Source organism: Pleomorphomonas sp. T1.2MG-36, from assembly GCF_950100655.1.
Taxonomy (GTDB): domain Bacteria; phylum Pseudomonadota; class Alphaproteobacteria; order Rhizobiales; family Pleomorphomonadaceae; genus Pleomorphomonas.
In genome coordinates this window covers 268,847-293,825 of sequence record NZ_CATNLY010000012.1, presented here as the reverse complement: position 1 = coordinate 293,825, position 24,979 = coordinate 268,847, and the positions used below count along the sequence as shown (strand labels likewise).

Sequence of the window (24,979 nt, the reverse complement as noted above, 5' to 3'; positions counted from 1 at the left end):
GTCCTATCGCATCGCCTGCCAGGCGTTTGTAATGTCGACGAACCCCTTGACCGGGATCGTCTCGGCACGGGCTGTCGGATCGACGCCTGCGGCGGCGCAAAGGGCAAGAGGATCGACACCGAGGGTCTTGAGGCTCTGCCGCAGCATCTTGCGACGCTGGCCGAAGGCGGCCGCGGTGACGGCTTCTAGATCGGCCTGAACGCAGGGCAGGGGCTCGGGGCGCGGCGCGAAATGCACCACCGTCGACGTCACTTTCGGCGGCGGCACGAAAGCCTTGGGCGAAATGTCGAACATCTGCGTGGCGTAGCTGCGCCAGCCGCAGAGCACGCCGAGGCGACCATAGGCATCGTCTCCGGCCGGAGCCGTGATGCGGTCGGCGACTTCCTTCTGGAACATCAGCACCATCGCCGTCCAGCGCGGCGGCCAGCTCGCCGGAGAAAGCCAGCCGGTAAGGAGTGGCGTCGCAATGTTGTAGGGCAGGTTGGCCATGATCACCGGCGGCTCATCGCCGAGAGCGGCGCTGTCCACCTCCAGAGCGTCACCTTCGATGATGTGCAGCCGGCCGGGATAATGGGCGGCAATCTCCTCAAGGGCGGCGATCGCCCGTCTGTCGCGTTCGACGACGTGGACGTGCGCCGCGCCGGCGGCCAGAATGGCTCGGGTCAGGCCACCGGGGCCGGGGCCGATCTCGACCACGGTCCGTCCGTTCAGATTGCCGGCAGCGCGGGCGATGCGGGCTGTCAGGTTGAGGTCGAGCAGGAAGTTCTGCCCGAGGCTCTTCAAGGCCGATAGGCCGTGCCGCTCGATGACGTCGCGCAATGGCGGCAGGTCGTCGATCTGGCTCATGCCGTCGCTCCGATCGCCGCCATGCGTCCGGCCATGCGGAGCGCGGCGATCAGGCTGGACGGATCGGCCACGCCCTGGCCGGCAATGTCGAGCGCCGTGCCGTGGTCGGGCGAGGTGCGGACGAAGGGCAGGCCGAGCGTCACGTTGACGGTCTCGTCGAAGGCGATGGTCTTCACCGGAATGAGGGCCTGATCGTGGTACATGGCGAGCACCACGTCATAGGTCTTGCGCGCGGCGGCATGGAACAGGGTGTCGGACGGCAGCGGCCCGCGCGCGTCCACGCCTTCGGCTCTGAGCTGGCTGACGGCCGGCGCGACGATCTCCATATCCTCGCGCCCCATGGCCCCGTCTTCTCCGGCATGCGGATTGACGCCGGCGACGGCAAGGCGCGGCCGTGCGATACCAAACTTGCTTTTCATTTCGCGGTCGACGATGCGGCCGGCCTTGACGATCATCTCGCCCGTGAGCGACTTCGGCACGTCGCGTAGTGCGATATGGACGGTGACCGGCACGGTGGCCAACTCGGGGCCGGCCAGCATCATGATCGGTTCATGGAGAGCGCCGGGCCAGAGCCTCTGGGACAGCTCGCCGAGGAACTCGGTGTGGCCCGGAAACTTGAAGCCGGCGGCATAGAGGTTGGATTTCTGGATCGGAGCGGTGACGATACCCGCTGCGCGACCGCCCCGAACGTGACGGACCGCCGTCTCAATCGCGGCTATCGTCGCTGCCGCCGTCACGCCCGACAATTCACCGGGCCTGTCTTCGACCGGGTGCCCCAGATCGAACACCGGCAGCGAGTCGGCGAAGACATCGCGCGCCGCCTCCGGGGTTGTCACCTGAAGGGGAGCCGCAAGCCCTACGCGGGCTAGGCGGCTCCGCACGAAGACCGGATCGCCTACCACATAGAAGGGCGGCAGATTCCTGTCCCGTCTCAGAAGCCACGCCTTGGCAATGATTTCCGCTCCGATGCCGGCAGGTTCACCAACCGAAACGGCGAGGGGAAGTCCCGGCTTGGTCGCAGACATATCGGCCATGCTCAGCGATAGATGATGTTGGCTTTCTGCCGCAGTTCCTGGGTCAGCTTCTTCGATGTCTCCTCGCCGCGCTTGTCGAGCGCCTCGGCATCGAGACCTGCCGCCACGGCGGCTTCGCCGGTCACCGCGATCTTGCTGCAGATCGCATACATCTCGAAGCCGAGGTCGGAGCGCTCCGGCGACGTCAGGCGGCCTTCGGCGGTTTTCTCGAGTTCGTCCTTCAAAGCCGGCGGCACTTCGCTCGCCAACTTGCGGCCGACGTTGACGACGGCCACTTCCCGGAGGCCCTTGGCAAGAGCCAGTCCTTCGGAGCAACTGCGGAATTTGCCCCGCAACGCCTCGGCCTCGGCCTTGCGGCGGTTGACCTCGGCCGGCGAGGCGCTTCTCTGCACGGCGAACACCACGCGCTGGAGCATGTAGTCGTTGGCAGTGATCGCGTCGGCATTCTTCTCGCGGTTTCTCATCTGCTGGATGAGGTCGGCCGACTCCGTCTTGATGTCCTGCTGGATCTTCGCGCGCACTATGCGTCCCCACACCATCTGCGCACGGATGCGATCCTTGAAGGTCTTGATGGGCACGCCACCCGAGCCGAGGGCACGCTCGAACTGGGGCAGGGTCATCTTTGAGCGCGATGCGATGCTGGTAAGGGCGGCAACCACCGCGTCCTCGCTGACCACAACGCCGCGCCGCGCCCCTTCCTGAAGGCGAAGTTGCTCGTCGATCAGTTCATCCTGCGCTGCCTTGGCGGCCGCGCCAGCCGGAAGATGCATGGCGAGCTGGAGCAGGCGGCCACGGGCCTGGACGTCCATCGTGGTGATCGCCTGATCGTTGACCACCACCTTGATGGTGCTTGCCGCCTGAGCGGGCGCGATCACGGCGAAGCCGGCGGGCGATACCGAGACCACCGCAGCAATGGTTGCGGCAAGCAGTGCGCTCCGCATGTTTCTCGCGATCGTCACGATGTGCATGTCTACCTTCTCCACCCGTTGCCATCCGAACCGTCGGAGCATTTACCAACGGAATTTGTCAAGTCGATGGTCCGTCAAATCGGAAGCGAACGGCAACCGGATGCACTATTTGTCGATGCCAAATGAGGAGCCGACCTCGCCCAGCGTCCGGAAGCCCGCACGAAGATAGAAGGTCTGGTCGCTCGGCGTGGTGGTCAGGTCGTTCGAATAGGAGAACGATACCGAGAATTCTTCCGCATCGTAGGCAAGGCCCAACGCATGCCGGACGAACTCGTCGCTGATGAGATCGTAGCGGCTCGAGCCGAACACGCGCCAGTTCTCCGAAAGCCGAAGGCTGGCGGAGGCTTGCAGTTCCGACCTATCGGTGTCGATGCCGAGGTCGGGCTGCGAGCGGATGTAGGCGTAGGTGAGGGCGGCGGTGAGCGGTCCGCCGATGCCGAGGATCTGGCCGTCGAAGCGGTTGACATCGAAATTCTCGTTGTCGAAGCGCACACCGCTGCTGGCAAGGAAGCCGGTCTTGGTGCTCAGGCTGAGGCCCGCGACATAGTCCGACACGTCCGACTCGAGGCCGGAATACGAACCGGTGCTGTACTGGGTCGCCTTGGCGAAGGAGTTGACCCCCGCGAGCTGGAACGACTGGCCGAAGGTGCCGCTAACGCCGAAACCGTGGCTGAAGGAGCCGGAGTAGCGAACGCCGATGTTGGCGCGGGTGCCACCCTCGACGCGGTCGTAACCGGAGAACTTGTCGTAGTCGAACAGGTTGTTGGCGTCGAAGACGAGGCTCTGGGCGTCTTCGTTCGGGATATAGGTCGCTTCCAGCTCGTTCGGACGGACGATCAGTTGGGCGATCGGCTCGATGATCTGGTTGCCGATCGGCGACGTGATCGCGACCGGATAGCTGTACTCCAAGCCCGCCGCGGGCATTCCGCGCACCAGCATGCCGCTGGAGGTCTCCGGCAGAACGCTGCTGTTGTGCGGGTTTGAGAAGATGGCATCGCCACGGAAGTAGAGGAACGGCGTCGTCACGCCGCCGGTCTGGTCGACCATGCGGCGGCGCCACATGGCGTCGATGCTGAGGCGATCGAATGTGCCGGCTGCCGCCCGCACGCGCGTCTTCTCGCCTGGATCCAGGACGCCATTGCCGTTGCTGTCGATCTCGTAGATGTCGTCCTTGGTGCGGGTAATGTTGGTGAGGTTGGTCGTCAGGGACGCTTCGCCGCCCCAGACCGGATCCTTGGCATAGACCTTGTAGTCGATCACCGGATAGACGAACGGCTGCTTTTCCTGAAGGTCATGGTCCTGCGCCAGCTTGGAGGTCTGCGAATCCTCCTGCTGCACGAAGAAGCCGTAGGCCGTCATGTCGAAGCGGTTCCGGTCGCGAACCCCGGTCAAGTAGAGCCTGTTCACCGCGACGTCCGAGTTGCCGGACTTGAGATCGTAGTCGTCCATGAAGGTGGTGTCGCTCGCCACCGCGGTTTCCCAGCCCCACGACCAGTTCTTGTTGATCGAGAACGATCCCTGCGACTCCACGGAGCCGCGCCACAGCTCATCACCGGACCGGCCGGCAAAGGCTTCAGGGGAACTCTGGCGGATTCCCGAAAGGGTAATCGAGTACTCGCCGGTCTCCAGACGCTGCCGCCAATCTGCCGAGAACAGCAGGCCCTGGCGCGAATAGACGCTTGGCGTCAGCGTCAGGCTGTAGCTCGGGTCGAGAGCGACGTAATAGGGAACCTTGACCGAGTAGCCGAGCGTCTTGCTGCTCTTAATGCTCGGCATCAGGAAGCCGGTCTTCTGCTTCACCGACGGGTCGGACAGGGACAGCACCGGCACCCAGGCGAGAGGCACGCCCAAAAACTCGAAGGTGGCATTCTCGAAGACGATCGTCTGATCCTTCTGCTTGTGCAGAATGCGATTCGCTTTGATCTGCCAGATTGGCTTCTTGCCCTTCACGCCGTTGCAGTCGACGCAGGGCAGATAGGTGCCTTCATTGAAGACGGTCAGGTCGCCATTGCTTCGCGTGGCATTCCGCGCCGTGAACGCGACACGCTCGGAGGTAACGAGTTCGATACCCTCGACGATGCCGTTGGCGAGGTCGTTGTCGAGATCGATTCGGTCGCCTCGGGCGACATTGCCAGAGGGATCGGTGATCTCGACGTGACCGGTTGCCGTCACGCGTTTGCTCTTGCGGTTGACGACAACCTCGTCGGCCACAACCACGTGATCGAGATAGTAGATGACGACGCGCCCCGTGGCCGTGACCGAATCGACGTCCATGTCGTAGGCCACCGTGTCGGCCTCGATCATCATCTTCTCGTCGGCGCTGGGCTGCTTGGCTGAGCTGATCATGCCCGTCAGTGAGCTGTCGACCGCGAACTGGGCAAAAGCGCCGACGGGCAGGAAAACGAGGATCGACACCGCCACGCCGCACAGAAGGCGCGCAACGGCTCTCGGTTCCGATGCCTGCGATACGACAGATCTACGCACGCTCACCCATCCTCGCGGAACAACAGAACCGTGGACCCCAACAGGATGGCCACGACAGAGGGCGCCCACGCGGCGAGAACCGGTGAAACCAGTCCCTCGCTGCCCAGCGAACGGGCAACCTCGATGACGACATAAAGCACGAAGCCGGCGACGACGCCACCGAGAATCATCTTCTCGCCACCGCCATATCGTGCAAATCCCAAGGACACTGTTGCAGCGATGAGCACCATCGACGCCAGCAGCAGCGGCCGTGCCATGAGCGATTGATACTGAAGGCTGAATCTGTTTGCCGGCAGCGACGAGGCGCGGGCCTGGGCGATCGCTGCGGGAAGCTGCCAGAAGGAGATGCTGTCCGGCGAGCCAAGGCCCCCCGCCACCTGCTCGGCGGTCAGCGCCGTTGGCAGGAAGTAGCTGTCGTGACGCTCGGGAACGCCGCTGCTCTGGGTAACCGTCACCTCGGAGAGATTCCACCGTCCCGGTTCGAGCTGCCCGATTCGCGCCTCGACGCGCTCGGCGAGCATGCCGTCGGCGCCGAATACCCAGAAGATCGGTTGCAGGATCGTCTGGCCGCCGTCCGAGATGCCTTCCGTATGCAGCACGGCATTGCCGTCACCTGTGCGCTGTCTCGTCCAGCTTGGCGTGGCCGATCCGGAAAATAGCGTCGTCATGACGCTGGCGCGCGAACCGACCAGCAAGTCGCCCGACAGATTGCGGGCAAATGTGGCGAGCGGATTATAGATCGTTGACGTCGCGATGCCGAGCGCGAGGGCAAAGGCCAGGGCAGGCAGCGTGAACTGCCAGACGGAGAGCCCCGCCGCCCGCACGATCATCAGTTCCGAGCCGCGGGACAGCGTGATGAAGGCGGCAATCGAACCCAGCAATACCGCGAAGGGCAGGACCTGTTCCATCAGCGCCGGCACGCGCAACGCCGAGGCGGCGAAGACGAGAGGCACCGAGATGTCGTTGCGGCCACCGGTGGAACGCAGGAGCTCGATCGAATCGATCAGGAAGACCAGCAGGAAGATGCCGACGAAAACGCCCAGGATCCAACCGGCGAAACGCAATGTGAAATAGGTGGCGAGCGACCGGCCCATCATCGAGCGGCCTCCTGTCTGCCGGCCATCGCCCGTCTCAGGCGATCGATCAGCTTGTCGGCAAAGCTGGTGGAAACCACCGGATGGACGCCGACGATGATCATGGCGGCGAAGACCGACATCAGCAGCGTCGGGGCGACGACGGCCATGAAGGAAATCTCCGGTGCCCCCTTGGAGATGCCCATGACGGCAAAACCGAGCACGCGGACCAGCGAGCCGACGATGATGGCCATGGTCACGGGCAGCGTCTGGCCGCGGCGATTGCTGGTCGGAAAGCCGAGGAAGAGAAATACGGCGAGCGTCTGCGCCAACGGATAGATCGGCTCGGCGATGCGGTTCATGATTTCGGGCATGATACCCGGGTCGTCGTCCGTCTTGCGCATGTCGAACAGTTCGCCAAGCGTCCGCTCCGACAGGCCGTAACTGTCGTTGCCGGCCTTCGATGTGAGCTGGCTGAGGTCGAAGGCGTAGGAACCGAAGGTTACGAAGGTATTGGCCCCGCTGTCCTTCGCCTTCCGTTCGACGGTTCCCTGTTCCATCACGATCATGGACCGCCCCATGACCTCGGCAACGCGGCCGCGCTTGGCAGAGTAGGTGTAGGAGAACTCGGGGCTGCGGTCGTCGACGATGAACAGATCGAGCAGCGATCCGTCTCCGTCACGATTGCGGATGTGGAAGGTCAGGCCGGCGTCGACCTGGGTGAAGCGGCCGGGCTGGATGACGTTGGCGACGATATCCGCCCGCACCGTCTGCATCATGTCGGAGACAGATCGCGAGGCGGTGGGGTTGAGCCAGAAGGCGAGGGTGGCGATGAAAACGGAGACCGTCAGCGCAGCACCGACGAAGGGCAGGGCGAAGCGCCGTTGCGATACGCCGGCAGCGGTGATCGCGACGATGCCGCTGTCCGCCTGAAGCCGCTGCAGCACCAGGACGAGAGCCACGACGAGCGCGAAGGGAGCGACAACCCCGAGGACGCGCGGCATCGAGAGCATGGTGAGGCCGAGATAGACGGCGATTGCCTGTCCCTTGGCGGTGACCAGATCGAACCGGCGCAGCGCCTGCGTCACCCATGCGATACCGGCGAGCGTCATCAGCACGCCGATGAAGGCGTAGAGCGTTCGCGAAAAAAGGTAGGTACCGAAACGCCGCATCGTGAACCCATGTCGAGCCTGCCGAGGGCAGGACAGCCGAGGCTAGCAGCCCTATAGTGAATTCTTCCTTCCCGAAAAGGGTAAATTTTCGGGTCCGTCGTCCCGCACCTGCCGGTGGTGGCTAAGTGGGATTGAACTCCAGTCTTGCTCTCTCTCCCATCAAGCGCCACATTCGGCCGGCATGTCCGGATCGCGCTCGCTGATGGGTGCCCGGCAATCAGGAAGAAATCATGGCGGCTGCTCCCTCTCTTTCCTTTTCCAAGACGCTCGAGGCCGATGCCCCGGTAGTGGTCATTCTCGTCGATCCGGACAACAGGGCCGGCGCCACTGGGAACGCCTTGATCGGCCAGACGACCGGAGGGTTCGAGCGAGCCGTGGCGGCCACCGGCTTTTCGGGCAAGCCCGGCTCCTTTCTTGATATCCTCGCTCCAGCCGGTCTCTCGGCCGGCCGGCTGATTCTGGCCGGCGTCGGGGCGGCGGCCGAATTCGATGACAAGGCCGCGCTGAAGCTTGGAGGCCAAGTCTACGGCAAGCTGAAGGAACTCAAGGTCAAGGCCGCGACGGTGGTCCTCGAAACCTCCGGCGGACCGCTCAGCCCCGAGCTGGGCGCCGAGTTCCTGCTGGGGCTTCGCCTGCGCGCCTACGAGTTCGACAAGTACAAGACGGCGAAGAAGGACGAGGCGACCGGCCCCGTTGCCGTCACCGTCGTCGCCGAGCACTCCGGCAAGCTCAAGAAGGCCTGGGCCGAGGTCGAGCCGGTGGCCGATGGCGTAGTGATCGCCCGCGATCTCGTCCACGAGGCGCCGAACGCGCTCGGACCGCAGGAGTTTGCCGCCGAGGCCGAGAAGCTGAAGAAGCTGGGCGTCGAGGTCGAGGTCCTCGGCGAAAAGGACCTGCGCAAGATCGGCATGGGTGCTCTGCTCGCCGTGGCCCAGGGCTCCGTCCGGCCGCCGCGCGTCGTCGTCATGAAGTGGAACGGCGGCAAGGATGGCGATCGCCCGGCCGTGTTCATCGGCAAGGGACTCGTCTTCGATTCGGGCGGCATCTCCATCAAGCCGGCGGCCGGCATGGAGGACATGAAAGCCGACATGGGCGGCGCGGCTGCCGTCACGGGTCTGTTCCGCGCGCTGGCGGGGCGCAAGGCGAAGGTCAACGCTATCGGTCTTCTCGGCATCGTCGAGAACATGCCCGACGGCGGTTCCTATCGACCCGGCGACATTCTGACCTCGCTGTCGGGGCAGACCATCGAGGTGGTCAACACCGATGCCGAGGGGCGCCTCGTCCTTGCCGACGTGCTGACCTACGCGGCCGACCGCTTCAAGCCGGTCTTCATGATCAATCTCGCCACGCTCACCGGCGCCATCGGGGTGGCGCTCGGTTCGCAGATGGCCGGTCTGTTCTCCAACGACGACCAGTTGGCCGGCGAACTCGTCAAGGCTGGCGAGGATACCGGCGAGCGCCTGTGGCGCATGCCGATGGGGCCGGAATACGACAAGCTGATCGACAGCCGCTTCGCCGACATGAAGAACTCCGGCGGCCGCAGCGCGGGTTCGATCACGGCGGCGCAGTTCCTGAAGCGCTTCGTCGGCGAGACGCCCTGGGCGCACCTCGATATCGCGGGTACCGCCATGTCCAGTCCCGAAACCGACATCAATCGCGCCTGGGCGTCGGGTTACGGCGTGCGTTTGCTCGACCGTCTGGTCCGCACCCGCTTCGAAGGTTGAGGAAGATGGCAGGCGCCATGCGCCGGCCTCTGCCGCTTGTTGGGCGAAATGATCGATGACCGAAGCCCTCTTCTACCACCTTGACGGCCAGCCGCTCGAGCGGGTTCTGCCGGTTCTCCTGCAGAAGTCGGTCGAGCGCGGCTGGCGCGTGGTGGTGGAAGCCGGCACGCAGGAGCGACTCGCCGCTCTCGACAGTCACCTTTGGACCTTCGACGATGCCGCGTTCCTGCCGCACGGCACCGCCGCGGACGGTCATTCGGCATTGCAGCCGGTCTACCTTGCCGCCGGTCCGGAGACGCCCAACGGCGCCACGGTCCGCTTCCTGGTCGACCGTGCGCCTCTGCCCGAGGATACCGGGCATTACGAGCGCCTTGTGCTGATCTTCGATGGCACCGACGAGACCGCGCGCATCGAAGCCAGGACCGCGTGGAAGACGCTCAAGGATCGAGGCACGGATGTCACCTACTGGCAACAGGATGGCGACGCACGATGGGTGCGCAAGGCATGAAGAAGGCAACGATGGCCCACTCCATCTGTTCATCTCCCGAAAAGACCTCTGACATTCGCTCATGGTCTCGGCTAGAACCACGCACATGAACACCGTCGTACGCTTCGCTCCGTCTCCGACCGGCAACATCCATATCGGCAACGCCCGGCCGGCGCTGTTCAACTGGCTGTTCGCGCTGAAAACCGGTGGCCACTTCATCCTTCGCTTCGACGATACCGACCGTGTCAGGTCGACGGAGGAATACGCGGCCAACATCGCGGCCGATCTTTCCTGGCTCGGCATCCGGCCGCACGCGTCTTTCCGCCAGTCCGATCGGCTCGACCGTTACCAGGCGGCCAAGGCCGATCTCGTTGCCAAGGGCTTGCTCTATCCCTGCTACGAGACCGCCGAGGAGCTGGAGTATGCCCGCAAACGCCGGCTGGCCCGCCACTTGCCGCCGATCTACGACCGGGCAGCGTTGAGGCTGACCGACGCGGACCGCGCCCGTCTCGAAGGGGAGGGGCGACGGCCGCACTGGCGCTTCCTGCTGCCCAATTTCGACGGCGATCCGCTGGCGCCGAGCCGCCACGTCGTGCATTGGCAGGACCTCTGCCGGGGCGAGGAGACGGTCGATCTCGCGTCGCTGTCCGATCCCGTGCTGATCCGCGAGGACGGCACCTATCTCTATACGCTGACCTCGGTGGTCGACGACATCGACACCTCCGTGACTCACATCATTCGTGGCGGCGACCACATCACCAACACCGGCGTTCAGATTGCCCTGTTCGAGGCGTTGGACGGCGCCGTGCCGATATTCGCCCACCATAACCTGCTGACCGACGCCACTGGCGAGGGGTTCTCCAAGCGCACCGGATCGCTGTCGCTTCGCACCCTGCGTGCCGAGGGCTACGAGCCGGAAGCGGTGGCTTCGCTCGCGGTCAACGTCGGGACCTCGCACGCCGTGGAGAAGGTAGGATCGCTGGCGGACCTCGCGGCGGACTTCGACCTCGCCGCCGTATCCCGTTCGTCGGCCCGCTTCGACCCCAGCGAGCTCAAGACGCTGAATGCCCGCATCGTCCACGGCCTGGACTTTGCCACCGTCAGGAAGCGGCTGACCGACCTCGGCATTCCCGCTCACCCGGCCTTCTGGCAGGCGGTGAAGGGCAACTGCACGCGCCTTGCCGACGCCGCCGAATGGTGGAAGCTGATCACGGGGCCGGTGGCGCCCTTGGTCGACGAGGCCGACCGCGATTTCCTTGAAGTCGCGCGCGATGTCCTGCCACCGGAACCATGGACCGACGATAGCTTCCGCGAATGGACGTCGGCGTTGAAGGCGAAGACCGGCCGCAAGGGGCGCGAGCTGTTCCTTCCGCTACGCAAGGCGCTGACCGGCTTGGACCACGGGCCGGAGCTGGCGCCGCTCCTGCCGCTGATTGGCGCCCAGGCCGTGAAGGATCGCCTTTCCGCCGCGATCGGAGGCTGAGCGTCACATGGTCAGGCGAAGCGGAGGCGCGTTGTGGGGGTGGCTTTGCCTGCCTGTCGTTCTCTGCCTTCTCGCTTGCCCCGAAGCTCGGGCGGACGAGGTGGGGTGCGACCCGCTTGCCATCGATCTCACCGTGACGCCGCAGCGGACGCTGATCTACGCGAGCCTCAAGGAGACCGTGAAGGTCCAGGCAGCCCGTCCCGAACGGGCCGACGTCGTTCTGATCGGCGATTCGTTGTTCGCGGGCTGGCGCACGGACCTGCCGGCGGCCTTCCCCTCGACGTCGATCTATGATTTCGCGGTGGGCGGCGACCGGGTGCCGAGCGTGCTGTGGCGGTTGGAGAACACCGACCTTTCCCCGCTTCGCCCTTCGGCGGTCGCACTTCTGATCGGCACCAACGATCTCGCTGCGGGCACGCCCGCCTGCGCCGTGGCGACCGGCATCGAGACGATCGTCGAACGGCTCCGGACGCTGTGGCCGAAGACGCCCGTTCTCGTGCTGACCATTCCGCCGCGCGGCGGCGACTTCCGCGCTCTCGACGATCGGCGTCTGGAGGTGAACGAAGCCATCTCCGCTCTCGGCCGCCGCCTGCCTGACGTACATGCCGTGACGATCGACGACGACGCCTTCACCTGCGGGCAATATCGAAAGTCGCGAGCCGCCGACAGCGACGCTTCGGCGAGGCTTTCCTGCGTCAATTACGCCGACGACAATCTCCACTTCTCGACGGCGGGATATGTCGTGCTGGGGCATGCCCTTCAAGCCGCGGCCGAAGCCGCGCTCGGCAAGGACGTCTTTCGCTGAACGGCCTTGGCCGGCCGCAACGGGCGCTTATATGACCTGCATGGCGGCCGAAGCCAGACCATGCCGCTGAACGTCGGGATGCCCCAGAAAATGCGTGATGTCGTGAAGTCGCTTTTGGGCCTCGTGGCCCTCGGTCTTGCCGCTGTCGTTCCGTCCCTCGCGTCGGCGTCCGACGATCCCGACCTGATCTTCAAGCGATCGACGGTCTGGCATTTCCTGACGCCCGATCACAAGCTCGCGGTCTACGCCATCGACGACCCCGTGGTGGACGGCGTCGCCTGTCATTTCACGCTGCCGGAAAAAGGCGGCGTCTCCGGCATGTTCGGCGTTGCCGAGGAAACATCGGACATCTCGCTTGCCTGTCGTCAGGTCGGCCCGATCAGCTTTAAGGAGAAGTTCGAGCAGGGCGAGGATATGTATCGCCAGAGCCGCTCGCTGTTCTTCAAGAAGATGCAGATCGTCCGTGGCTGCGATGCGAAGCGCAACGTTCTGGTCTATCTTGTCTATTCCGACAAGCTGATCGAGGGCAGTCCGAAGAATTCGACCTCCACCGTGCCTATCATGCCTTGGGGCGATGCGCCGGCGCTGAAGTGCGGCGACTGGCTGAAATAAGCCGACGCCCAATGCTGTTCGAAAACACGCCGTCCCCCAGCAGGACGGCGTTTTTTTATGGCTTCCCTTGACGGCGAACCGCGTTTCACGGCATATCGGCGACCATGTTTCGGGACGCGCGCATCACCATTACCGCTAGCATTATTTGTGGCTGAGCTTCACGCCGGCCGCGGATGTCCCCGTCACGATCTTTCCGAAGACCAGAACGGATGATGGCTTCCCCCGGCCGGCCCGGCGGTAACTCGCGTTTGCGCGTTCCATGGCAAGGGGAGACGGGCTTTTGGCACTCAGGCTCTACAACACGCTGACGCGTGGCAAGGACGATTTCGCTCCGATCGACGCCGGCAACGTCCGCATGTACGTCTGCGGCCCCACCGTCTACGACTTCGCCCATATCGGCAACGCCCGGCCGGTGATCGTCTTCGACGTGCTCTACCGTCTGCTGCGCCACCTCTATGGCGAAGCGCACGTCACCTACGTTCGCAACATCACCGACGTCGACGACAAGATCAATGCCCGGGCCGCCCGCGATTATCCCGGCGTGGCGCCCGTCGAGGCGATCCGCGACCTCACCGAGAAGACCTACGCCCAGTTCGAAAAGGACGTGTCCGAACTCGGCTGCCTCAAGCCGACGGTGACGCCGCGCGCCACCGAGCACATCGCCGAGATGATCGCCATCATCGAGCGGCTGATCGCCGGTGGTTTCGCCTATGTCGCCGAGGGCCACGCGCTGTTCCACGTGCCGGCCATGCCGGACTACGGCACGCTTGCCCGCCGTTCGCTCGACGACATGATGGCCGGCGCCCGCGTCGAAGTCGCACCCTACAAGCGCGACCCGATGGATTTCGTTCTGTGGAAGCCGTCGTCGAACGAAGAGCCCGGTTGGGACAGTCCGTGGGGCAGGGGACGCCCCGGCTGGCATATCGAATGCTCGGCCATGAGCTGGAAGCATCTCGGCGAAACGTTCGACATTCACGGCGGTGGCGTCGATCTCGTCTTCCCGCACCATGAGAACGAAGTCGCCCAGTCGCGGTGCGCCTTCCACAAGGACGTGATGGCCAACGTCTTCATGCACAACGGCTTCCTGCAGGTCGAAGGCGAGAAGATGTCGAAGTCGCTGGGCAACTTCTTCACCATCCGCGAACTGCTCGACGACTGGCCGGGCGAAGTTCTGCGCTTCAACATGCTGAAGACGCACTATCGCCAGCCGATCGACTTCACGGTCAAGGGGCTTGAGGAAGGCTGGAAGACTCTTGACGAATGGTACGCCATCGCCGCCGACGTAGCGCCGGGCCAGCCCTCCGAAGGACTGATCGAGGCGTTGTCCGACGATCTCAATACGGCAAAGGCGATCGCCGAGCTGCACGCTATCAAGGGCGATGCCGCGACGCTCTCGGCCTCCTTGCGGCTTCTCGGCTTCCTAAGTGAGAGCGCTTCGGACTGGGCGTCGCACCGTCCGGCGGCCGATATCGACGAAGCCAAGGTGAGGGCGCTGGTCGCTGCCCGTATCGAGGCGCGCAAGGCGAGGAACTTCGCCGAGAGCGACCGCATTCGCGATGAGCTCGTCGCCATGGGCGTGGTGCTGATGGACGGCAAGAACAAGGACACCGGCGAGATCGAGACCAGTTGGGACCTGAAGAGGTAGGCTTTTCATAGCATCGGGAGGAAACGCCATGACCATTCTGACCGGCGGTTGCCAGTGTGGCGCCATCCGTTTTTCCTGCGACACCGACAAGGTTTCTTCCGTATCGATCTGCCATTGCCGCATGTGCCAGAAAGCTGTCGGCAATTATTTCGCGCCATTCGTGGCTTTCGAGATAGGCGGTGTCAGATGGACGCGCGGGAATCGCAAGCTCTATCGCTCGTCCAACCACGTCTCGCGCGCCTTCTGCGCCGATTGCGGCACGCCGCTGACCTACGAGGCCGACGGCTATGAGCCGTCGATCGCCGCCGGCGCCTTCGACGATCCGGCGGCTCTGCCGCCGACCGTCCAATATGGCGTCGAGGCCGAACTTCCCTTCACCGAAGGCCTCGCTTCTTTGAAACGCGTTCGTACCGACGAGGGCTTCGAAGGCGCCGAGTTCGTCGCCGATGTCGTTTCCAACCAGCATCCCGACCACGACACCGCCGTCTGGCCGCTGCCGAAAGCCTGAACGATGACCGAGTTTCGCAGCTACTACCCCGAGATCGAACCTTTTGAGACCGGCATGCTCGATGTCGGCGACGGTCACCATGTCTATTGGGAACGTGTCGGCCGCAAGGGCGGCAAGCCGGCCGTCTTTTTGCACGGCGGTCCGGGCGGTGGTTGTTCGCCCAACCAACGGCGCTGCTTCGATCCTGCGAAATACGATGTGATCCTGTTCGATCAGCGCGGCTGCGGCCGGTCGACGCCGCATGCCTCACTCGAAGCCAACACCACTTGGCACCTCGTCGAGGATATCGAACGCCTCAGGACGATGATCGGCGTCGACAAGTGGCTGGTGTTCGGCGGTTCCTGGGGTTCGACGCTGGCGCTCGCCTACGCCGAGACGCATCCCGAGCGCGTCACCGAGCTGGTGCTGCGCGGCATCTTCGGCCTGCGCGACTTCGAGCTGAAGTGGTTCTACCAGTATGGCGCTTCGCTGATCCATCCCGAGAAATTCGAGCCGTTTCGCGAGCATATTCCCGAAGGCGAGCGTCACGACCTGATCGCCGCATACCGCCGCCGGCTGGTGTCCGAGGATCGCGCCACCCGGCTCGCCGCCGCTCGCATCTGGTCGCTTTGGGAGGGCTCGACGCTGACGCTCTTTCCCAATGAAGACGTGACGTCCGGCTTCATCGACGACGAGTTCGCCCTGGCTTTCGCCCGCATCGAGAACCACTACTTCGTGCATGAGGGCTGGATGCGCCCCGGCCAGCTGTTCGAGGACGCCGGCAGGCTGAAGGGGATTCCGGGTGTCATCGTCCACGGCCGCTATGACATGTGTACGCCGCTGCAGAATGCCTGGGACCTCCACAAGGCGTGGCCGGAAGCGGACCTTCGCATTGTCGAGGGCGCCGGTCACTCGCTGGTCGAACCGGGCCTGCTGCACGAACTGATCTCTGCCACCGACCGCTTTGCGGAGTGAGCTGACCGAAGCCCCGAAGGCGAACGAGAGCCGTTCGCCAGTTCCGAAAACGAGTTCGCAATCATGACGGACAAGGCCCGCCTTTATCTCTACGATACGACGCTGCGCGACGGTGCCCAGACTTCGGGCATCGACTTCTCCGTCGAGGAGAAGATCATTGTTGCGCGCCTCATTGAAGAGATGGGCTTTTCCTACATCGAGGGCGGATATCCCGGCGCCAACCCGACCGATGACGCCTTTTTCTCCGAAAAGCGGGTGACGAAGGCGCGTTTCGCCGCCTTCGGCATGACCAAGCGCCCCGGCGTGTCGCTTTCCAACGATCCCGGTGTCGCCGCGCTGCTTGCCGCGCCGGTCGATGCGGTGACCTTCGTCGCCAAGTCTTGGGACTATCACGTCGACATCGCCTTGAAGACGACGCCGGAGGACAATCTCGACTGCATCCGCCAGTCGGTCGAGGCGGCGGTGAAGGCCGGCCGGGAAGCCATCGTCGATTGCGAGCATTTCTTCGATGGCTACAAGGCCAATCCCGACTATGCGCTCGCCTGCGCCAGAACCGCCTTCGAAGCCGGCGCCCGCTGGGTGGTGCTGTGCGACACCAACGGCGGCTCCATGCCGCATGACGTGACGGAAATCGTGACGGCGGTCGTGCGATCGGTACCGGGCGATCATCTCGGCATCCACGCCCATGACGACACCGGGCAGGCCGTGGCTAACTCGCTCGCCGCCATTCGCGCCGGCGTACGGCAGGTGCAGGGCACGCTGAATGGCATCGGCGAACGCTGCGGCAACGCCAATCTCACCACCATCCTGCCGACGCTGGTCCTCAAGGACGAGTTCGCCAGCCGCTACGATACCGGCGTGACCGCAGAGCAACTGAAAACGCTGACCCAGGTGTCGCGGGCATTCGACGAGATCATCAACCGCGCGCCCAACCGGCACGCGCCCTATGTCGGCCTGTCCGCCTTCGCCACCAAGGCCGGCATCCACGCGTCGGCGATTCTGAAGGACCCGCGCACCTACGAGCACGTCAGCCCCGATAGCGTCGGCAATCGCCGTCGCCTTCTGGTCTCCGATCAGGCTGGCCGCTCAAATCTCTTCGCCGAACTCGATCGGCTCGGCATCGTCTACGCCAAGGACGATCGCCGGTTGACCGGCTTGCTGTCCGAACTCAAGGAGCGCGAGGCGCGGGGATATTCCTACGAAGCGGCCGACGCGTCCTTCGAACTTCTGGCACTGCGTCACCTCGGCAACGTGCCGCATTTCTACGACGTGATCTCCTACCGCACCATGGTGGAGAGCCGGATCAACGCCGTCGGCGAGCGCGTCGTCGTCACCGAGGCGGTGGTCAAGGTGAAGGTGGATGGCGAAGTCCTTATGTCGGTGGCCGAGGGCAACGGCCCGGTCAACGCCCTCGATCAGGCGCTGCGCAAGGACATCGGCAAGTATCAGGCGGAGATCGCCGCCCTGGAGTTGGTCGACTACAAGGTGCGCATCCTCAACGGCGGCACCGGCGCCGTGACGCGCGTGCTGATCGAAAGCCTCGACCGGGCGAGCGGCCGCCGCTGGTCGACGGTGGGCGTGTCGGCGAACATCGTCGAAGCCTCGTTCGAGGCCCTCGACGACTCGATCACCTACAAGCTCCTCAAGAACGGTCACGCCGGCGCCTGAGGCGACTTACATCCTGGCAATGGTCTCGGCGTCGCCGGCGACCACTTCGCCATTGCTGCCGGCCGCCGCAAGCACGGTCGGCAGGATGTCGGCGGCGGTTCGCGCCACATGATACCGGACATCGAAGCCCTCGCGGATGAAGGCTTCCCGGTTCATGTGGTTGATCAGCCCGACCAGCGGCTGCCAGAAACCATCGATGTCGGCGAGCACGATCGGCTTCTTGTGCTGCCCGAGCTGCGCCCAGGTGAGCTGTTCGACCACTTCTTCCAGCGTGCCGATGCCGCCGGGCAGCGTCACGAAAGCGTCGGCCGCTTCGAACATCATGCGCTTGCGGGTGTGCATGTCCGCCACGACATGCAACTCGTCGACACCGTCGAGCATCCGCTCGCGGCTGACCAGAAACTCCGGAATGATACCGGTCACCCGGCCGCCGGCGGCCATGACGGCGCGGGCGGTGGCTCCCATCAGGCCGACGTTGCCGCCGCCGTAGACGAGCCGGATACCGTGAGCGGCCATATCGGCGCCCAGACGTTCGGCTGCGGCCACATAGGCCGGGTTGCGGCCGTTAGCCGAGCCGCAGAACACACAGATGCTGTTGATTTCGATCATGTCTTTCTTGTCGCACCGCCGTATCGCGGCCGTCAAGCGTCTGGCTGCGCCGAAAGGAAGGCCGACGACGACGGTTGCTCGGTGGGCGCCCTGCCATCGAATGCGCGCAAAAGTGCGGCTTTCTTGCATCGGTTCCAAGGGAATCGGCAAGCTCGATCCGTTGGCCGAAACCTGTAAAGAGCCGCACTTGTGAGCCTAACCGTATGAGTATAAAGCATGAAAAAATCTGCCGCGTCATGTTTTGGCGTTGTCGGCACAAAAGAGCAGCCTTGAAGGTAGCTCAAATCATTGTGTTCGATTGGTCGCGACTCGGTGGATCATCCGACGTGACTGTCGGTGGTGGACGGATCGACCGACGGGTACCATTCGGTGGTCGGCCGATACGGTTGTTTTTGTCGGTGTAGCCGACGGGGGCGTGGACGGGTGATGAACAAGAGACTTCGCACTATTCTGATCGGCGCCGTCGGCGTGATCGTGATTCTTCTGGCCGGTCTGTTCTCAGGCGCGCTCGATAGCGTGCTGCGCCAGCTCAACCTCCAGATCGCCGGCCATCCCGCGCCGGTGGCCGATGCGGCTGCCTCGAGCGATGTCGTTGCGACGCCGGCCCCCGCCAAGGCCGATGCGGCTCCTGTCGCTGCCGCCAGCCCTGCCGAAACGGTCGTTCCGATTTTCGATCTCGTCCGCGTCGAACCCACGGGAGACGCGGTGATCGCAGGGCGGAGCGAACCAGACGCCAAGGTGGAAATCCTGTCCGGCAAGGACATCGTCGCCGACGGCAAGGCCAACGATGCCGGTTCCTGGGCGATCGTTCTCGCCGATCCGCTGAAGCCGGGCGCCCACGATCTGTCGGTTCGCGTGACCGACAAGGACGGCAAGGTTGCCTCCTCCGAGCAGTCGGTTGCCGTCTCGGTGCCCGAGGGCGGCAACGGTGACGTGCTGGTCGTCTTGAACCAGCCCGGATCGCCGTCGACCGTTCTGCAGGTTCCCGGCCTGGAAGAGGCACAGGCCAAGCTGGCCGATGCCGGCGTCGATCCCGCCGAGGCCGTCGTCTCCCAGACGGCCGCCGCCGAGGCTCCGGTCGCTGCGCCTGCCCCGGCTGTCGAACCCCCGACGTCCGCCAGCGCCACGGCGACGGCTACGGCCGGCAATGAGACCACGCCGGCAACGACCGCCGAGCCCGCCGCTCCGATCACGGCCGAGCCCGTTGCGACGCCGGCTGCCGCATCGGCGACGGTCGAGATTCCCGCGCCGCCGGCCGACATGCTTGTCGCCGCCGCCACTCCGGCGCTGACGCCTGCCGCCGAGGCCAAGCCTTCGGAGCCGGCGACAGCGCAGGCTGCGCCTCAGGCCGCCGAAACGCCCGCGGCCGCTCCGGCCGATGCCGCGCCTGCCGATGCTGCTCCCGCCTCTGCCGAGCCGGCTGCCGCGCCGCAGGCCGAACCGGCTGTTGTGCCGAAGGCCGAGCCCGCGACCGCGCCGAAGGTCGAACCGGCCGCGACGCCTGCGCCGGCCGTCACGATCGACGCCGTCGAGCTTGAGAACGGCAACAGCTTCTATGCCGCCGGCTCTGCCGCCAGCGGTGCCGTCATCCGGCTCTATGTCGACGACAAGGCGGTTGGCGACACCAAGGCCGACAAGGGGCGTTGGCTCTACCAGGGCAAGGTCGAACTCGCCCCCGGCAAGCATCTTGTTCGCATCGATCAGATCGGTGCCGGCGGCGCGGTGATCGCCCGTGCCGAGGTTCCCTTCCAGATCGCCGAGGATGGTCTTTCCGCCCCGACGCTGGCCTCTGGCATCGGTTCCGCCCAGGCGGGCGCCGGTTCGGCCGGCGAGGCCAAGCCGGCCGAGCCGGAAACGCTGATCATTCGTCGCGGCGACAATCTCTGGATGATCGCCAAGCGCCTCTACGGCAAGGGTATCCGTTACTCGACCATCTATCAGGCCAACACCGACCAGATCCGCAATCCCGATCTGATCTATCCGGGCCAGGTGTTCGTGATCCCGGAGGGCGACGCCGCCTGGAGGCCGATCGGTCAGTAACATTCCCGCCATCGGATGCCCCAACCATGGCACGCGGTGGAAAAAGAGACTATCTCAGTGATGGCAAGCCGCCCGGCGCGTTCGCGTCGGGCGGTTTTTTAAGCAACGTTTTTCCGGTGGACCATGAGCTCAGTCGATCCCCGCGCCGACGGCAAGGCCAAGATCAGCGGCGATACGTCGCTATGGACGACCCTTTCTCAGCTGTGGCCCTACATGTGGCCGGACGGGCGCGCCGATCTCAGGATGCGCGTGGTGCTGTCCATGGCGGCGCTGGTGCTCGCCAAGGTGATCACCGTCCTCGTGCCTTATCTCTACGCCTTCGCCACCGACGCGCTGGCGCCCAAGGCGAACGTGCCCGAGCAGACGCTGATGTGGCTCACCTATCCGGTGGCCATGGTCGTGGCCTACAACATCGGCCGCATCTTGTTGAACGGCTTCAACAACCTGCGCGATGCGCTGTTCTCCAACGTCAGCCAGTATGCCGTTCGCCGCCTTGCCAATCTGACCTTCGTCCACATGCACCGCCTGTCGCTGCGCTTCCATCTGCAGCGGCGCACTGGCGGCCTGACCCGCGTCATCGACCGTGGCGTCAAGGGCATCGAATCCATTGTTCGCTTCACCATCCTCAACGCCATGCCGACGGTGCTGGAGTTCGCGCTGTCGGCGGTCGTGATCGTCGTCAACTTCGGCTTCAGCTATCTGCTGGTGATCGGCGTCACCATCTGGCTCTACGTCTGGTTCTCGATCCGCTATTCCGACAAGCGCATCGCCATTCGCCGCCGCATGAACGACAGCGACACCGACGCCAATACCAAGTCGGTCGACAGCCTGTTGAACTTCGAGACGGTCAAGTATTTCGGCAACGAGAAGATGGAGGCCGCCCGCTTCGACGTCGCCATGGAACGCTACGAAGCGGCAGCCAACGAGACCTGGTATTCCCTGTCCTGGCTCAACATGGGGCAGGCGGTGATCTTCACCGTCGGCGTCGCCCTGTGCATGGTGATGTCGGCGCACGAAGTGGTGGCCGGCACGCAGACGCTCGGCGACTTCGTTCTGCTCAACACCCTGTTGATGCAGCTCGGCATTCCGCTCAACTTCATCGGCTTCATGTATCGCGAGATCCGCCAGGGCGTCACCGACCTCGAGCAGATGTTCGACCTTCTGAGCGAACCGGCCGAGATCATCGATGCGCCCGACGCCGGCCAGCTCAAGGTGCAAGGCGGTTCGGTTCGTTTCGAAGACGTGCAGTTTGCCTATGATCCCGATCGCCAGATCCTGAAGGGCATCACGTTCGAAATCCCGGCCGGCAAGACGGTCGCGGTGGTCGGTCCGTCGGGAGCCGGCAAGTCGACGCTGTCCCGGCTCTTGTTCCGCTTCTACGACGTCACGTCCGGCCGCATCACCATCGATGGCCAGGACGTTCGCGAAGTGACGCAGGAGTCCTTGCGCTCCTCCATCGGCATGGTTCCCCAGGACACCGTGCTGTTCAACGACACCATCTTCTACAACATCCGCTACGGCCGGCCGGATGCCGACCCCGAGGAGGTGCGCGAGGCGGCGCGGCAGGCCCGTATCGCCCATTTTGTCGAGGGATTGCCGGGTGGCTACGAAACGCCGGTCGGCGAGCGTGGCCTCAAGCTGTCCGGCGGCGAGAAGCAGCGCGTCGCCATCGCCCGCACCATCCTGAAGTCGCCGCCGATCCTCATCCTCGACGAGGCGACATCGGCGCTCGACACCAACACCGAACGCGAGATCCAGGCCGAACTCGACCGGGTTGCGGAGGGGCGGACCACCATGGTCATCGCCCACCGTCTGTCGACCGTGGTCAACGCCGACGAGATCATCGTGCTGGAGAAGGGGCGCATCGCAGAGCGCGGCTCGCATGCCGAACTCATCGACAAGGGCGGCCTTTACGCCACCATGTGGGCACGCCAGCGCGAGGCCGACGAGGCGGAGGCGCGTCTTGCCCGCGTCAAGGCCGAGGACGATCTCGGCATTCTCGGGTCGGGTAGCAAGAACGATCGGGCCGACCAGCCCGTGTGATTCCGGTTCGGCTCTCGTCAGTCGTCATAGCTGGCGGACATGGCGCGCGGGCAGCCATAGGTTGTTCGTCCGCCACGGCCGGCGCCTTGCCATCCGGTGGGAACGCTTCCGGTTGGCTGGCCGAGTGTCGCGAGCGCCCTGTATGGCAGTGCGGTGGCCCAGCGGCCCAGAGATGGAAACGCGGCGAGCAGCAGCATCGTGACGGCGATGCCTGCGAGAAAGCCCTTCATGATCGAAATCCCCCAAGTTGGTATGCCGGAGCCAGCATAGGTCCGACCGAGGCCGGGGATTCGATTGAAGCGGTCTCAATCTGTACGAAAGTGTATCGGCACGGAGCGACCGTTTTCCGAAACCGTTCGATCGAGGCGAACGGTTTGTGCAGGACAATGCGTTGGTTTGCGCGAAGCACCTGAGCGATAGGAAATCCATCGCAATGGATGGTCGCGTCAGGGTAAAATGTTCCAACAATCTGTCGATACGCCGAAACCGGTTCTCTTTCTTGGTTCCTATGGCGCCGTCGCCCGCGCACTGCCCGGCATCGGTGCCTGCGCGGCGATCGCTGGCCTTGCCTACGGCCTCAGGATGCTGCCCGGCGTCCATGATTTCAGCCCGATGATCATCGCCATTGCGCTGGGGATCCTGATCCGCAACACCATCGGAACCCACGGCGCGCTCACCGCCGGCATCGGCTTTTCGATGCGGCGGCTGTTGCGGTTGGCGATCATTCTGCTCGGCGTGCAGCTCACCTTTTCTCAGGTGGCCGAAACCGGCGTGCGGGGCGTTGCCATCATCCTTGTCGCCGTCGGCGCCACCTTCCTGTTCACTCTTTCCGTCGGCCGGCTCATCGGCGCCGATCCGCGCCTCACCCGTCTCATCGCGGCGGGAACGTCGATCTGCGGCGCTTCGGCGGTCGCGGCGGCCAACTCGGTGGTCGACGCCCGCGACGAGGACGTCGCCTATGCCGTCGCCTGCGTCACGGTGTTCGGCTCCATCGCCATGTTCGCCTATCCCTTGTTGCAAGGCATTCTCGATCTGGCGCCGCGCGACTACGGCCTTTGGGCCGGCTCCTCGATCCATGAGATCGCCCAGGTGGTGGCGGCAACCTTCGCCGTCGGACGCGAGGCCGGCGACTTCGGGACCGTCGCCAAGCTGACGCGCGTCATGACGCTGGCGCCGATGGTCTTCTCCATGGCCGCTTTCCTGCCGTCTCTTGGGGAAGCGGGGGGCGAGCGCCCCAAGGCGCCCCTGCCGCTGTTCGTGCTCGGCTTCATCGCACTGGTTGCCGTCAACAGCCTTGTCAGCATTCCCGCGCCGCTCAAAGCCGACACCAGCATGGTCAGCACCTTCCTGCTGACCATGGCGCTCGCCGCCATGGGGCTCGAGACAAGTGTCGTCAAACTGAAGGCGAGGGGCATGAAGCCGGCGCTGACCGGTGCGCTTGCCAGCCTTTTCATTGCCAGCCTGAGCCTGATCTTGATAAGGCTGACATGATCTCCAGGCTCCGGACATGACCCTCGAACAGCTTCGTATCTTTGTCGCCGTCGCCGAGCGCGAGCATGTGACCCAGGCCGCGCACGACTTGCACCTCACTCAGTCGGCGGTCAGTGCGGCCATCACCGCGCTGGAAGGCCGCTATGCGATCAAGCTGTTCGACCGCATCGGCCGCCGTATCGCGTTGACGGACGCCGGCCGTACCTTTCTGAACGAGGCGAGGGCCATTCTCGTACGCGCCGCCGATGGCGAGGCGGTGCTGTCCGACCTGGCCGATTTCCGCCGCGGCGAGTTGGCGATCGCAGCCAGCCAGACCATCGGCACCTACTGGATCCCACGCGTCATCCAGGCTTTCGCCGCCAGCTATCCCGGTATCCGCGTTACGCTCGAACTCGGCAACACGGAGTTTGTCGCCGGGCGGTTGCGCGAGGGCGCCGCGCTCGTCGGGTTCATCGAGGGGCCGGTGGACGAGCCGAGTCTTGCCGTCGATCGGCTGTTCGAAGACGAGCTGATGCTGGTGACCGCTCCCACCGATCCGTGGCTTGCCACGGGCGGCGGCATGGCGGAGCGTCTCGCGGCGGCTCGCTGGGTGTTGCGGGAAAAAGGGTCCGGAACGCGCGTCGCGCTTGAACAGGTGCTGGCCCATTACGGTTTGTCCGCGACCGAAGCCGATGTGGCGCTGGAACTGCCGTCGAACGAAACCGTCCGTACCGCCGTTGTGGCCGGCGCGGGTATCACCGTTCTTTCGCGCATGGCCGTCGGCGCCGCGCTCGCGGCGGGAACCCTGGTGCAGGTCGAAACGCCGCTTCCCGGCCGCAGCTTTCACGCCCTTCGTCACCGCGAACGCTATTTCGGCAGAGCGGCGGCGGCCTTCGTCGACCTCGTGCGGCCCGGTCCCTTCGGCGGGGCGCCGGTGCGCACTACACGCTGACGTCGACGAGGAGCCCCATGCCCTTGCCGACGGCAGCCGGGATCGGCTTAGCCGGAACGGGCTGGGCTTGCAGGAGCGTATCGTCGCGGTCACGATCCGGCTCCCGTTCGGACGGCTTGCTCTCCGCGCTCGCGGCTTGGCGCATGGCGGTGGAGATCTGGGTGCTCTGGGTGGCGCTGCCAATGTTCATTGTCGGCCTCCTGGCATGGTCTGGCGGTTCACCTTTCATGGACCGCCACACGTAATATGGCGCTGTCGACGCTCGGCGTTAAGCGCAAAAAATTGAAAAACATCAGTGGTTTGAAGGCTTCGGAAAGGCTCGGTTAATGGCCCTGCGAAATCGTGCCATCCCTTGCTCTTTCCAGTTACGCCAATGGTGGATATCCAGCTTCAAGAAAATAC

Annotated in this window: 23 protein-coding genes; 14 read left to right on the top strand and 9 right to left on the bottom strand. The window is 64.6% G+C overall.

Annotated elements, in window-relative coordinates:
* Positions 1-3: 3 nt before the first annotated feature.
* From rsmA to QQZ18_RS08190, 6 genes are all read right to left on the bottom strand, one after another.
* On the bottom strand, positions 4-846 hold the full coding sequence (gene rsmA, locus QQZ18_RS08215; protein WP_284539950.1) for a 16S rRNA (adenine(1518)-N(6)/adenine(1519)-N(6))-dimethyltransferase RsmA: 843 nt from the start codon (positions 844-846) through the stop codon (positions 4-6).
* Entirely contained in the window at positions 843-1,871 is a 1,029-nt protein-coding gene (gene pdxA / locus QQZ18_RS08210; RefSeq protein WP_446728620.1) for a 4-hydroxythreonine-4-phosphate dehydrogenase PdxA, read from the bottom strand. The genes rsmA and pdxA overlap by 4 nt, the downstream gene beginning before the upstream one ends.
* Positions 1,872-1,882: 11 nt before the next feature.
* Complete coding sequence (locus QQZ18_RS08205; RefSeq protein ID WP_284539946.1) at positions 1,883-2,848, bottom strand: SurA N-terminal domain-containing protein; 966 nt, start codon at positions 2,846-2,848, stop codon at positions 1,883-1,885.
* Positions 2,849-2,953: 105 nt separating this feature from the next.
* Entirely contained in the window at positions 2,954-5,332 is a 2,379-nt protein-coding gene (locus QQZ18_RS08200; protein WP_284539943.1) for an LPS-assembly protein LptD, read from the bottom strand.
* Between the two features lie 2 nt (positions 5,333-5,334).
* On the bottom strand, positions 5,335-6,429 hold the full coding sequence (gene lptG, locus QQZ18_RS08195) for an LPS export ABC transporter permease LptG (protein WP_284539941.1): 1,095 nt from the start codon (positions 6,427-6,429) through the stop codon (positions 5,335-5,337).
* Positions 6,426-7,577: an LptF/LptG family permease gene (locus QQZ18_RS08190; protein ID WP_284539939.1), complete on the bottom strand. Its 1,152-nt coding sequence runs from the start codon at positions 7,575-7,577 to the stop codon at positions 6,426-6,428. Before QQZ18_RS08190 ends, lptG begins: the two co-directional genes overlap by 4 nt.
* A 230-nt stretch (positions 7,578-7,807) precedes the next feature.
* Here QQZ18_RS08190 and QQZ18_RS08185 point away from each other — a divergent pair, with 230 nt between their 5' ends.
* The 9 genes from QQZ18_RS08185 to cimA all read left to right on the top strand — a co-directional run bounded on the left by QQZ18_RS08185 (position 7,808) and on the right by cimA (position 17,463).
* The gene (locus tag QQZ18_RS08185) at positions 7,808-9,301 is read left to right on the top strand and encodes a leucyl aminopeptidase (protein ID WP_284539937.1); all 1,494 of its coding nucleotides are present in this window, start codon (positions 7,808-7,810) and stop codon (positions 9,299-9,301) included.
* Between the two features lie 55 nt (positions 9,302-9,356).
* Positions 9,357-9,809, top strand: coding sequence for a DNA polymerase III subunit chi (locus QQZ18_RS08180; RefSeq protein WP_284539936.1), 453 nt, complete (start codon positions 9,357-9,359; stop codon positions 9,807-9,809).
* 85 nt (positions 9,810-9,894) lie between these two features.
* The gene (gene gltX / locus QQZ18_RS08175) at positions 9,895-11,271 is read left to right on the top strand and encodes a glutamate--tRNA ligase (RefSeq protein ID WP_284539934.1); all 1,377 of its coding nucleotides are present in this window, start codon (positions 9,895-9,897) and stop codon (positions 11,269-11,271) included.
* Positions 11,272-11,302: 31 nt separating this feature from the next.
* On the top strand, positions 11,303-12,076 hold the full coding sequence (locus QQZ18_RS08170) for a GDSL-type esterase/lipase family protein (RefSeq protein ID WP_284539932.1): 774 nt from the start codon (positions 11,303-11,305) through the stop codon (positions 12,074-12,076).
* A 90-nt stretch (positions 12,077-12,166) separates the two neighbouring features.
* Positions 12,167-12,688: a CreA family protein gene (locus tag QQZ18_RS08165; protein ID WP_284539930.1), complete on the top strand. Its 522-nt coding sequence runs from the start codon at positions 12,167-12,169 to the stop codon at positions 12,686-12,688.
* A gap of 280 nt (positions 12,689-12,968) precedes the next feature.
* Positions 12,969-14,333: a cysteine--tRNA ligase gene (cysS, locus tag QQZ18_RS08160; RefSeq protein WP_284539928.1), complete on the top strand. Its 1,365-nt coding sequence runs from the start codon at positions 12,969-12,971 to the stop codon at positions 14,331-14,333.
* 28 nt (positions 14,334-14,361) lie between these two features.
* A complete protein-coding gene (locus QQZ18_RS08155) occupies positions 14,362-14,841 on the top strand; it encodes a GFA family protein (protein ID WP_284539926.1) in 480 nt (159 codons plus the stop codon).
* Positions 14,842-14,844: 3 nt separating this feature from the next.
* Positions 14,845-15,795, top strand: coding sequence for a prolyl aminopeptidase (pip, locus tag QQZ18_RS08150; RefSeq protein WP_284539924.1), 951 nt, complete (start codon positions 14,845-14,847; stop codon positions 15,793-15,795).
* Between the two features lie 63 nt (positions 15,796-15,858).
* Complete coding sequence (cimA, locus tag QQZ18_RS08145; protein ID WP_284539922.1) at positions 15,859-17,463, top strand: citramalate synthase; 1,605 nt, start codon at positions 15,859-15,861, stop codon at positions 17,461-17,463.
* Positions 17,464-17,469: 6 nt separating this feature from the next.
* On the opposite strand, the gene QQZ18_RS08140 is transcribed toward cimA, so the two are convergent.
* A complete protein-coding gene (locus tag QQZ18_RS08140; protein ID WP_284539920.1) occupies positions 17,470-18,072 on the bottom strand; it encodes an LOG family protein in 603 nt (200 codons plus the stop codon).
* On the opposite strand from QQZ18_RS08140, the gene QQZ18_RS08135 reads away from it, so the two are divergent.
* The 3 genes from QQZ18_RS08135 to QQZ18_RS08125 all read left to right on the top strand — a co-directional run bounded on the left by QQZ18_RS08135 (position 18,053) and on the right by QQZ18_RS08125 (position 22,155).
* Entirely contained in the window at positions 18,053-18,265 is a 213-nt protein-coding gene (locus QQZ18_RS08135; protein ID WP_284539919.1) for a hypothetical protein, read from the top strand. The two genes, QQZ18_RS08140 and QQZ18_RS08135, sit on opposite strands and share 20 nt — an antisense overlap.
* 233 nt (positions 18,266-18,498) lie before the next feature.
* Positions 18,499-20,112 carry a LysM peptidoglycan-binding domain-containing protein gene (locus tag QQZ18_RS08130; protein ID WP_284539917.1) on the top strand — a complete coding sequence of 538 codons (1,614 nt, stop codon included), beginning with the start codon at positions 18,499-18,501 and terminating at the stop codon, positions 20,110-20,112.
* 123 nt (positions 20,113-20,235) lie between these two features.
* On the top strand, positions 20,236-22,155 hold the full coding sequence (locus QQZ18_RS08125) for an ABCB family ABC transporter ATP-binding protein/permease (protein ID WP_284539915.1): 1,920 nt from the start codon (positions 20,236-20,238) through the stop codon (positions 22,153-22,155).
* Positions 22,156-22,172: 17 nt separating this feature from the next.
* On the opposite strand, the gene QQZ18_RS08120 is transcribed toward QQZ18_RS08125, so the two are convergent.
* Positions 22,173-22,385, bottom strand: a complete 213-nt coding sequence (locus QQZ18_RS08120) for a hypothetical protein (protein WP_284539913.1) — start codon at positions 22,383-22,385, stop codon at positions 22,173-22,175.
* A 226-nt stretch (positions 22,386-22,611) separates the two neighbouring features.
* Between QQZ18_RS08120 and QQZ18_RS08115 the strand changes: the two genes are divergently transcribed.
* Both QQZ18_RS08115 and QQZ18_RS08110 read left to right on the top strand, forming a co-directional pair.
* A complete protein-coding gene (locus tag QQZ18_RS08115) occupies positions 22,612-23,646 on the top strand; it encodes a YeiH family protein (protein ID WP_284539911.1) in 1,035 nt (344 codons plus the stop codon).
* Positions 23,647-23,662: 16 nt separating this feature from the next.
* Positions 23,663-24,577, top strand: coding sequence for a LysR family transcriptional regulator (locus tag QQZ18_RS08110; protein WP_284539909.1), 915 nt, complete (start codon positions 23,663-23,665; stop codon positions 24,575-24,577).
* Here the strand turns inward: QQZ18_RS08110 and QQZ18_RS08105 are convergent.
* Positions 24,567-24,767: a hypothetical protein gene (locus QQZ18_RS08105; protein ID WP_284539907.1), complete on the bottom strand. Its 201-nt coding sequence runs from the start codon at positions 24,765-24,767 to the stop codon at positions 24,567-24,569. The genes QQZ18_RS08110 and QQZ18_RS08105 overlap by 11 nt on opposite strands.
* Between the last annotated feature and the right edge of the window lie 212 nt (positions 24,768-24,979).

Excerpts from the sequence above, each read along its gene's own strand:
- gltX (WP_284539934.1), top strand. The coding sequence starts at position 9,895 with ATGAACACCGTCGTACGCTTCGCTCCGTCTCCGACCGGCAACATCCAT.
- lptG (WP_284539941.1), bottom strand. The coding sequence starts at position 6,429 with ATGATGGGCCGGTCGCTCGCCACCTATTTCACATTGCGTTTCGCCGGT.
- pdxA (WP_446728620.1), bottom strand. The coding sequence starts at position 1,871 with ATGTCTGCGACCAAGCCGGGACTTCCCCTCGCCGTTTCGGTTGGTGAA.
- rsmA (WP_284539950.1), bottom strand. The coding sequence starts at position 846 with ATGAGCCAGATCGACGACCTGCCGCCATTGCGCGACGTCATCGAGCGG.
- QQZ18_RS08130 (WP_284539917.1), top strand. The coding sequence starts at position 18,499 with ATGAACAAGAGACTTCGCACTATTCTGATCGGCGCCGTCGGCGTGATC.
- pip (WP_284539924.1), top strand. The coding sequence starts at position 14,845 with ATGACCGAGTTTCGCAGCTACTACCCCGAGATCGAACCTTTTGAGACC.
- QQZ18_RS08105 (WP_284539907.1), bottom strand. The coding sequence starts at position 24,767 with ATGAACATTGGCAGCGCCACCCAGAGCACCCAGATCTCCACCGCCATG.
- QQZ18_RS08185 (WP_284539937.1), top strand. The coding sequence starts at position 7,808 with ATGGCGGCTGCTCCCTCTCTTTCCTTTTCCAAGACGCTCGAGGCCGAT.
- QQZ18_RS08135 (WP_284539919.1), top strand. The coding sequence starts at position 18,053 with ATGCTGTTGATTTCGATCATGTCTTTCTTGTCGCACCGCCGTATCGCG.
- QQZ18_RS08120 (WP_284539913.1), bottom strand. The coding sequence starts at position 22,385 with ATGAAGGGCTTTCTCGCAGGCATCGCCGTCACGATGCTGCTGCTCGCC.
- QQZ18_RS08155 (WP_284539926.1), top strand. The coding sequence starts at position 14,362 with ATGACCATTCTGACCGGCGGTTGCCAGTGTGGCGCCATCCGTTTTTCC.
- QQZ18_RS08125 (WP_284539915.1), top strand. The coding sequence starts at position 20,236 with ATGAGCTCAGTCGATCCCCGCGCCGACGGCAAGGCCAAGATCAGCGGC.
- QQZ18_RS08115 (WP_284539911.1), top strand. The coding sequence starts at position 22,612 with ATGTTCCAACAATCTGTCGATACGCCGAAACCGGTTCTCTTTCTTGGT.
- QQZ18_RS08180 (WP_284539936.1), top strand. The coding sequence starts at position 9,357 with ATGACCGAAGCCCTCTTCTACCACCTTGACGGCCAGCCGCTCGAGCGG.
- cimA (WP_284539922.1), top strand. The coding sequence starts at position 15,859 with ATGACGGACAAGGCCCGCCTTTATCTCTACGATACGACGCTGCGCGAC.
- QQZ18_RS08110 (WP_284539909.1), top strand. The coding sequence starts at position 23,663 with ATGACCCTCGAACAGCTTCGTATCTTTGTCGCCGTCGCCGAGCGCGAG.
- QQZ18_RS08205 (WP_284539946.1), bottom strand. The coding sequence starts at position 2,848 with ATGCACATCGTGACGATCGCGAGAAACATGCGGAGCGCACTGCTTGCC.
- QQZ18_RS08190 (WP_284539939.1), bottom strand. The coding sequence starts at position 7,577 with ATGCGGCGTTTCGGTACCTACCTTTTTTCGCGAACGCTCTACGCCTTC.
- QQZ18_RS08165 (WP_284539930.1), top strand. The coding sequence starts at position 12,167 with ATGCGTGATGTCGTGAAGTCGCTTTTGGGCCTCGTGGCCCTCGGTCTT.
- QQZ18_RS08140 (WP_284539920.1), bottom strand. The coding sequence starts at position 18,072 with ATGATCGAAATCAACAGCATCTGTGTGTTCTGCGGCTCGGCTAACGGC.